Here is an 8,314-nt window from a genome sequence, read left to right as displayed (position 1 = left end):
TGGAGTCAGATCAATCAGCTACAAAATTGATGCACCTATAGGGGAGGTCAAGTATAAACACCTAACATTATCTACAAGTGTAGAAGTGCTAGCAAGGCGGTAAAACTATTTATGCCAAGGAGCATACGGTTTGTATGTGACTTAGGCTAAATAGTTTTACCAACGCAGCTAAAGCGAACTACAACTCAGATATCTGCAAGTGTAGGAGTGCTGACAAGGCGAAGTGCTTTTTTATGCCAAGGAGCATACAATTAGTATGTGACTTAGGCTAAAAAAGCACGACAACGCAGTCAAAGCGAACTACACGAAGCAGACGGTTCACCTAAGTAGTTTAGCCTAAGACAAGACATCCAACCCTACTTATCCCTATGAGCATACGGTGTGTATGTAATTAGGGTAAGTCGGGGTGGATAACGCAGTATTAGGTTAAAATACGACGGTGATTACATTTGCTCCATAACTTCAATACCTAACAAATCCAATCCAGTTTTTAGCGTATCTGCCACTAAGTTACACAACACTAAACGGCTATCACGTACGTTTGGCTCTACGCCTTCTTTAAGTACTGGGCAGGCTTCGTAGAATGTCATGTATAAGCTAGCTAGCTCGTATAAGTAACCACATAATACGTGCGGAGTGGCCTCATTGATCATTAAATCAAGCACTTCTTCAAGCTGTAGCAGTTTAAGTGCGAGTGCTTTTTCTTGCGGCTCAGCTATGGCTACATCAGCATTTAGCGTAGCGGCATCGACACCTGATTTACGGAAAATACTACGCACGCGAGTATAAGCATATTGTAAGTAAGGTGCTGTAGCGCCCTCAAAGCTTAGCATGCTGTCCCAGTTGAATATGTAATCACTGGTACGGTGCTTAGAAAGATCAGCATATTTAACTGCGCCAATACCTACTTTACGAGCAATTTCGCTGCGATCATGATCCGATAAGTCAGATTCACGCTCTGCTAATTTTGCTGCTGCACGGCTAATTGACTCTTCAAGTAAATCTGCAAGTTTAACAGTACCACCAGTACGGGTTTTAAATGGTTTACCATCGGCGCCCATCATGGTGCCAAACGGGCAAAACTCGTAGCTTGTTTCATCGCGTAAAAGGCCTGCTTTACGTGCTGTAAGCTCTACTTGGTTAAAGTGAAGGCTCTGGCGTGCATCAACAAATATTAAAATACGTTCAGCACCCAATTTATTTGAGCGGTAATCACACGCGGCTAAATCAGTGGTTGCATATAAAAAGCCACCGCCTGACTTTTGCACGATAAACGCGGATGGCTCGCCATCTTTATTTGCAAGCTCATCTAAAAATACTACTTGTGCGCCTTGCGACTCTACAGCAATGTTTTTATCTTTTAATAGGCTAATAATATCGTTAAGCTCTGCGTTATATGCACTTTCAGCCATAATATCGTCTTGAGTAAGCGTTACATTTAAACGTTTGTAAACTTCTTCAGAGTGCTTAACAGAGGTTGCTATAAATAATTTCCATAGTTTTTCACAATGCGCATCGCCGCCTTGTAATTTAACGACGTAATCACGGGCTTTATCTGCAAAACCTTCTTCATCGTCAAAGCGTTTTTTAGCATCGCGGTAAAACGTTTCTAAATCAGCAAGCGCTACTGACTCTAAGTCTACGCCTTGGCTAATTTGATCTTCTAAATGCGCAATCAGCATACCAAATTGTGTGCCCCAATCGCCCATGTGGTTTTGACGAATTACTTTATCGCCTCTAAATTCAAGGGCGCGTACAATGGCATCACCAATAATGGTTGAGCGTAAATGACCTACGTGCATTTCTTTTGCAAGGTTAGGCGATGAGTAATCTACCACAACAGTTTGTGGCTTAGTGTGCTCGTTTACGGCAAGCTTTGCATCGCTGTTAGCCGCTTCTACGCTTTTGGCTAAAAACTCAGGCTTTAAATGAATATTTATAAACCCAGGGCCGGCAATTTCAGTTTTTTCAGCAATGTCGCTTACATCTAGCTGATCAATAATTTTTTGCGCAAGCTCACGAGGATTACTTTTCATTTTTTTAGCGGCGCCCATTGCACCATTAATTTGGTAATCACCAAACTGTGGGCGTGTACTTTGTGTAACCGCTGGGTTTGTATCTTCAGGTAGGCCTGCTGCGGTCATGGCGGCAATGGCTTTTTCTACTAAAATGGTACGAATGTTCATTATATTATTTACCTTTGTAAGCCCGCCTTAGCAGGCTTTCAGTTAACTGTAGTCAATCGATTCTAGTTTTCGCGAGTATGGTTAAAGGTTACTTCTGGGTAACGCTCTACCGATAAATTAAGATTTACACGGCTCGGTGCTATGTAAGTTAAATTATCGCCACCATCAAGTGCTAAGTTGCTTTCGCACTTGCGTTTAAACTCTTCAAACTTTTTAACGTCAGTTGAGCTTACCCAGCGCGCTGTATTTACGTTTACACCTTCGTAAATAGCATCTACGTTGTACTCAGCTTTTAAGCGCGCTACAACTACATCAAACTGTAGTACACCTACCGCGCCTACAATTAAGTCGTTATTAATAAGCGGTCTAAATACTTGTACTGCACCTTCTTCAGAAAGCTGTACTAAACCTTTTAATAACTGCTTTTGCTTAAGCGGATCGCGCAAACGAATACGACGAAATAGCTCAGGCGCAAAGTTAGGAATACCGCTAAACTTAAGCTTTTCGCCTTGCGTAAAGGTATCACCAATTTGAATTGTGCCGTGGTTATGTAGGCCTATAATATCGCCCGCGAATGCATCTGCTGCACGCTCACGATCGCCCGCCATAAACGTTACCGCATCAGAAATACTTACCTGTTTCCCAAGGCGTACATGGTTCATTTTCATGCCTTGGCTGTATTTACCCGACACAATACGCATAAAGGCAATACGGTCACGGTGTTTAGGGTCCATGTTGGCCTGTATTTTAAATACAAAACCAGTAAAGTTCTCTTCTGATGCAACTACTTGGCGGTCTTCTGTTTCACGCGGTAATGGCGTAGGCGCCCACTGCGTTAAACCATCAAGTACGTGATCAACACCAAAGTTACCTAGGGCTGTACCAAAGTACACTGGCGAAAGTTCACCCGCTAAAAATAGTTCAAGGTCAAATTCGTTTGAAGCACCAATAACAAGTTCTAGTTCTTCACGTAGTTGCTCAGCGAGTTCTTCACCAATGGCGGTATCAAGCTCAGGGTTATCAAGGCCTTTTACTGTACGTACTTCTTGAATAGTATGACCTTGCCCTGTTTTGTATAAAACCGCTTCGTCGTTATGAATGTGGTAAACACCTTTAAACTCTTTACCACAACCGATTGGCCACGTAATAGGCGCACAGGCAATGTTTAGCTCTGTTTCTACTTCATCAAGTAGTTCCATTGGGTCACGAATATCACGGTCACACTTATTCATAAAGGTAACAATAGGGGTAGTACGTAGGCGCGTAACTTCCATAAGTTTACGAGTACGTTCTTCTACACCTTTTGCGGCATCAATAACCATTAAGCACGAATCTACTGCGGTAAGAGTACGATAAGTATCTTCTGAGAAGTCTTCGTGTCCAGGGGTATCAAGTAAATTAACCAGCGCTTTGTTATACGGAAATTGCATTACAGAGGTAGTAACCGATATACCACGCTCCTTTTCCATTTCCATCCAGTCAGACTTTGCATGCTGATTAGAGCCACGGCCTTTTACCGTTCCGGCTTTTTGAATCGCTTGTCCGAACAAAAGTACTTTTTCGGTGATGGTAGTTTTACCAGCATCCGGATGCGATATGATTGCAAAAGTCCTTCGCTTGCTAATTTCGTTGATAATATTCTGGTCTGCCATTAATAAGTTCTTTTAGTTTGATGCCAAGTTACATGCATAACATTAAGTGTATGCAAGGCAACCCGTTAAGTTGATCGTTATTAACTGGGCTTTGAGCAATTTAGTATGAATAAATTGACAACAATTAACGCCATATAGCTAATTTTTTAATAGTGGCAATTGTAACAGGAGTCGGTATAAAAGTGTGCTATCTAACTCAAAAATATCTTGGCTTTGTAAGAAACCGATATGGCTAATTCAACTTGAGAACGATTAAAAATAAGTGAAAGGTAATAATTTAAACATTTTTCAATTAATTTTTGAGCTAACGCTGGCTATGAATTTTTAATTTAATAACTTATTTTCAATATGTTACGACAAATAAAACAATCCATATATTAAGCAACCAACTTTTATAGCTGATTATATTTCAGCCATCAAGACAGCTATAAGCTTGTGTAATAAAGTCGTAACGCATATTATTGATAGATTGCACGGAGGATAAGTAGTTTGGTCATGAAAACCAGTAAGTTAAGTATCAGGTTATTGTGGTATATAACACCTTTAGTTATTTTACCTTTGCTCTTTTTAGGTGGCTTCACACTCACCAACGTAACTAATTCAACCCAAAAACAAGCTGATTTAATAATGAGCCGTTTTGTTGAACAGCAACAGCAAAAAATATTTAACTACATAGACTCTTTTCACTCTACAGCAAAGCTACTTTCTACCTCGCCAGTACTCAGTGATTTTTTAACAAATGATATTAGAGCTAACGGCGATCATACCCGCAGACTTGGCGCTTTAATGGATGTATTTGCCAGCTACAGCGAAGCCTATCCAGACATTATTAGTATTAATTTAGTTTCTGCCAGTGGAAAAAGTGATGCGTATTACTCTAATAACTTAACCACTGCGCCTAAAAGTTACCCTTTTTTTAATAAAGTGCTGCAAAGTAATTTAAGTAAACAGCAGTTTATGATTCAAAAGGACGATGGCACCACAAGTTTGTATTTTATACAGCGAATTTATAGTGTTGATTACTATTTAAAACGCCCACAACAACTTGGTTTTATTGTTATACATGTAGAGCCTTCAATACTTAATACCAGTATTTTAGAAGCCCCATATAACAACACTCTTAATTTAATGCTTACCAAAGACGGTAAGATTTTATTTAGCTCCGACTACAACATGCGCGGCCAATATATTAGTGAGTACGAGCTTAATCAGGTACACAGCTTGGCCGATATTGGTATGCTTTCGACTATTGAGCTTTCAAGCATTGATAAAATTGAACGAATGATTTTTGCCGTGCAAATGCCCGGGGGCTATTATTATGTTTCTACTATTCCAAAAGGCGTACTTTACCAATCGGGTAAAGCTATAAGCCTAATTACAGGCTTAATTGTAATTATATCGGTGATCACCCTACCTATTTTAATTTTTGTAGTTGTACGTAACTTATTACTTAACCCTATTGAGCTATTAGGTGCTGCCAGCCACCGCGTAGGTGATGGTGATTTATCAGTGCATTTACCTGCTCATACCAACGATGAAGTGGGCGTATTGTTTAACGACTTTAACCATATGGTTAATCAAATTAGGCACTATCAACAACAGCTTGAAGAATATAAACACCATCTTGAAGACAAAGTAGAAAGCCGTACTAAAGCGCTTGAAGCAATGAATAGTCAATTAGAGCTTGCTATTGGGCAAGCCGAACAAGCAAACCAACTTAAAAGTCGCTTTTTAGCGAATATGAGTCATGAAATACGCACTCCGCTTACGGCTATTATGGGCTTTACAGAGCAGCTATTACATAACGATAAAGTAGCTAACGATAAACAGCATTTAAGTACTATTTTACGAAACTCAAAACATCTATTAGAGCTTATAAATAACATACTTGATTTATCAAAAATTGAAGCTGAAAAACTCGCTGTTGATCAATCGGCATTAAATGTAGTGCAGCTAGTGCATGACATTGAATCGATAATTGAGCCTTTAGCACAAGAAAAACAACTAACGCTAAACGTAAAGTACGATCTGCCACTTCCACGTACCATTTACAGCGATGTAACTCGCTTAAAGCAAATACTTATAAACATTGCTAATAACGCGGTTAAATTTACCGAGCAAGGTAACGTATCTATTTGTGTGCACTATTTAGAAGCTAGCCAAAAGCTTGAGTTTGTAATTAACGACACCGGTATTGGTATGTCTGAGCATCAAATAGAGCGAGTATTTAAACCGTTTGAACAAGCTGATGCCACGACGACCCGTCGATTTGGCGGCACTGGGTTAGGCTTATGTATTTCTAAAAACTTAGCGCAGCTACTTGGCGGCGATGTAACGCTTGAAAGCGAGGTGGGCGTTGGTAGCCGCTTTACAATCACCGTGGCATGTAAACTCTCTGACGATCAACCAATGCTTGAGTTTTTAACTCAACAAAGCCAACTAGTGCCAGAAAAAGACCCGTTTTTATCGTTTGCTACAAACAGCTTTGACGCCAATATTTTAGTTGCGGAAGATAACCCAGATAACCAATTATTAATTAAACTGCTACTACAAACTTGGGGCCTTGAGCCCGATATAGCTAATAATGGAGCTCAAGCGGTAGAAATGGCCTTGGTTAACGACTACCAGCTTATTATTATGGACATGCAAATGCCGGTAATGGGCGGTTTAGAAGCCACTAAAATGCTGCGCCATGCTGCTTACGACGGTCCTATTATTGCCCTTACAGCTAATGTAATGAACCATGACATAGGCACATACCTAGAGGCTGGTTGCGATAAAGCACTTGCTAAACCTATAGACAAAGACGCCCTAGAAAACGTACTAGTAAGTTACCTAAATCTTGAAAAAGATAATCAAAATAAATGGGATAGCTTATTAAAAAGTGAGAAATTTCAGCAAATTGCTGACAACTACTTAGCTAATTTACCCGCTCATCTTGAAGAGGTTAAAGCTTTACAACACACGGATGATTGGGAAGCATTAAGAACAATAGCGCATAGTATAAAAGGTAGTTCAGGGTGTTTTAACTTTGACGAAATTTATCACAGTGCAGCTGCACTTGAAGAAAACCTAAAAAGTAACAATAAAGTACCCAGAGGCGAGTTAGTAAACGATTTAATAAACGCTATTGAGCAAGCTATACAAGATAAAGTAAGTTAAATAGGTTTGAGAAGCCTTGTTGGCTACGAAAAACCTAAGCTCAAAGCCATTCCCATTAAAATAGCATCTTCAAAACCATTTTTAGCAGGGTTATCACTTGGGTAATAGTTCTTACGCACCGACATCTCTGTAAAGCCAGCGTTCTCGTATAGCGCAATAGCCCGTGTATTAGATTCACGTACTTCTAAAAAGAGGTTTTCAGCATTTTGTTGTTCACCATATTCAATAAATTGGGCTAACAGCTGCCTTGCAATACCCTTACCCTGGTGGCTTGGTGTTACACAAATATCCATAAGCGTAAAGTCAGGCCCTGCTTTTTCACCAATATAAAAACCCACTAATGTGTTTTTATCAAACGCCGCCAAGTTAAAGTAGCGCCCCCCCATACATGAACTCATTGTTTTAAGCGTCCAAGGGTGGCTATGGCAAGCAGTTTCAATTGCCATTAATTGTTCAATAGCGCTTTCATCTACGGCGTTAAAGTTTATCAAGGTGTTCACTCATTAAAGCCCATAAAGCGCGTTTATCATTTGCACTGAGCTGTTGGGTTGGCAATATAAGCTTATCATCGGTTAACTGCATTTCACTGCCTTTAAGCACACTATTAATAACCATAGGTTGAGCACTTAGCTTTATATCAGTAAATAACTGCTTATTAAGTGTTAAGGGCTCAGCCTCAGTGCTTTGTATAGGCGCTGACGAAGAATTAGTATTTTTTGGACGATAATGCTGATTTAGTTCGAGGTTTTCTATACCAAAAATAGCTGCGTAACGTGGATGCATAACAACTCAGTAGATTAAACACTTGAACAATATATGAAGTAATAAAAACGATGTAAAGAAGAAATGGCAGGGGCGGAGAGATTCGAACTCCCAACCGTCGGTTTTGGAGACCGCTGTTCTACCAATTGGAACTACGCCCCTGCAATGTCGACGAATTATAGAGACCTTTGAGAAAAGGTAAAGTAAAAAATCACTTTTTTAGTTTAACTGCTTTTAAAACATACAAAACGATGAAATAGCATGCTAATTATCTGTTTGTAGCCACTTTAAATTACGTAATGTTGAGATTGAAGTAACTCGCTATACTGCAATTATTTTTACGTACTTGTTGTGATAACTAGGGCGTGTTGATCTTTGATGGTTGAATTTGCAGCAGTATGTTTGGTTTTTAGGCAAGGCGGAGCCTATGAAGTGTGGTTACTCCCCATAAATAGGCGATAACGCAGCATAAATGCCAAACATGCGCTGCCCTTCGGGTTCTGCCTAGGGGCGATAAACTCTTTGTTGCTCGGTTTTTACTTAGCCCACTAG

General features: G+C 39.9%; 5 protein-coding genes and 1 tRNA gene. 1 reads left to right on the top strand and 5 read right to left on the bottom strand.

The window, feature by feature from the left end; genetic code table 11:
• Nucleotides 1-443: 443 nt before the first annotated feature.
• Entirely contained in the window at nucleotides 444-2,186 is a 1,743-nt protein-coding gene (gene argS, locus CWC11_RS19860; RefSeq protein ID WP_138684074.1) for an arginine--tRNA ligase, read from the bottom strand.
• A 62-nt stretch (nucleotides 2,187-2,248) separates the two neighbouring features.
• Nucleotides 2,249-3,838, bottom strand: a complete 1,590-nt coding sequence (prfC, locus tag CWC11_RS19855) for a peptide chain release factor 3 (RefSeq protein WP_138684073.1) — start codon at nucleotides 3,836-3,838, stop codon at nucleotides 2,249-2,251.
• 495 nt (nucleotides 3,839-4,333) lie between these two features.
• On the opposite strand from prfC, the gene CWC11_RS19850 reads away from it, so the two are divergent.
• Nucleotides 4,334-7,000, top strand: coding sequence for an ATP-binding protein (locus tag CWC11_RS19850; protein WP_138684072.1), 2,667 nt, complete (start codon nucleotides 4,334-4,336; stop codon nucleotides 6,998-7,000).
• Between the two features lie 23 nt (nucleotides 7,001-7,023).
• Here CWC11_RS19850 and rimI read toward each other — a convergent pair whose 3' ends face one another.
• From rimI to CWC11_RS19835, 3 genes are all read right to left on the bottom strand, one after another.
• A complete protein-coding gene (rimI, locus tag CWC11_RS19845; protein WP_138684075.1) occupies nucleotides 7,024-7,491 on the bottom strand; it encodes a ribosomal protein S18-alanine N-acetyltransferase in 468 nt (155 codons plus the stop codon).
• A complete protein-coding gene (locus CWC11_RS19840) occupies nucleotides 7,478-7,783 on the bottom strand; it encodes a hypothetical protein (protein WP_138684071.1) in 306 nt (101 codons plus the stop codon). Before CWC11_RS19840 ends, rimI begins: the two co-directional genes overlap by 14 nt.
• Before the next feature lie 64 nt (nucleotides 7,784-7,847).
• Nucleotides 7,848-7,924: transfer RNA gene (locus CWC11_RS19835), tRNA-Trp, on the bottom strand.
• Between the last annotated feature and the right edge of the window lie 390 nt (nucleotides 7,925-8,314).

The sequence above is a fragment of the Pseudoalteromonas sp. S3178 genome (genome assembly GCF_005886985.1).
Classification (GTDB): domain Bacteria; phylum Pseudomonadota; class Gammaproteobacteria; order Enterobacterales; family Alteromonadaceae; genus Pseudoalteromonas; species Pseudoalteromonas carrageenovora.
Note: the sequence above shows the minus strand (reverse complement) of the source record. Positions and strands in the feature narration are given on the sequence as shown.

Coding starts and splice junctions, on each gene's coding strand:
- prfC (WP_138684073.1), bottom strand. CDS start 3,838: ATGGCAGACCAGAATATTATCAACGAAATTAGCAAGCGAAGGACTTTT.
- CWC11_RS19840 (WP_138684071.1), bottom strand. CDS start 7,783: ATGCATCCACGTTACGCAGCTATTTTTGGTATAGAAAACCTCGAACTA.
- CWC11_RS19850 (WP_138684072.1), top strand. CDS start 4,334: ATGAAAACCAGTAAGTTAAGTATCAGGTTATTGTGGTATATAACACCT.
- argS (WP_138684074.1), bottom strand. CDS start 2,186: ATGAACATTCGTACCATTTTAGTAGAAAAAGCCATTGCCGCCATGACC.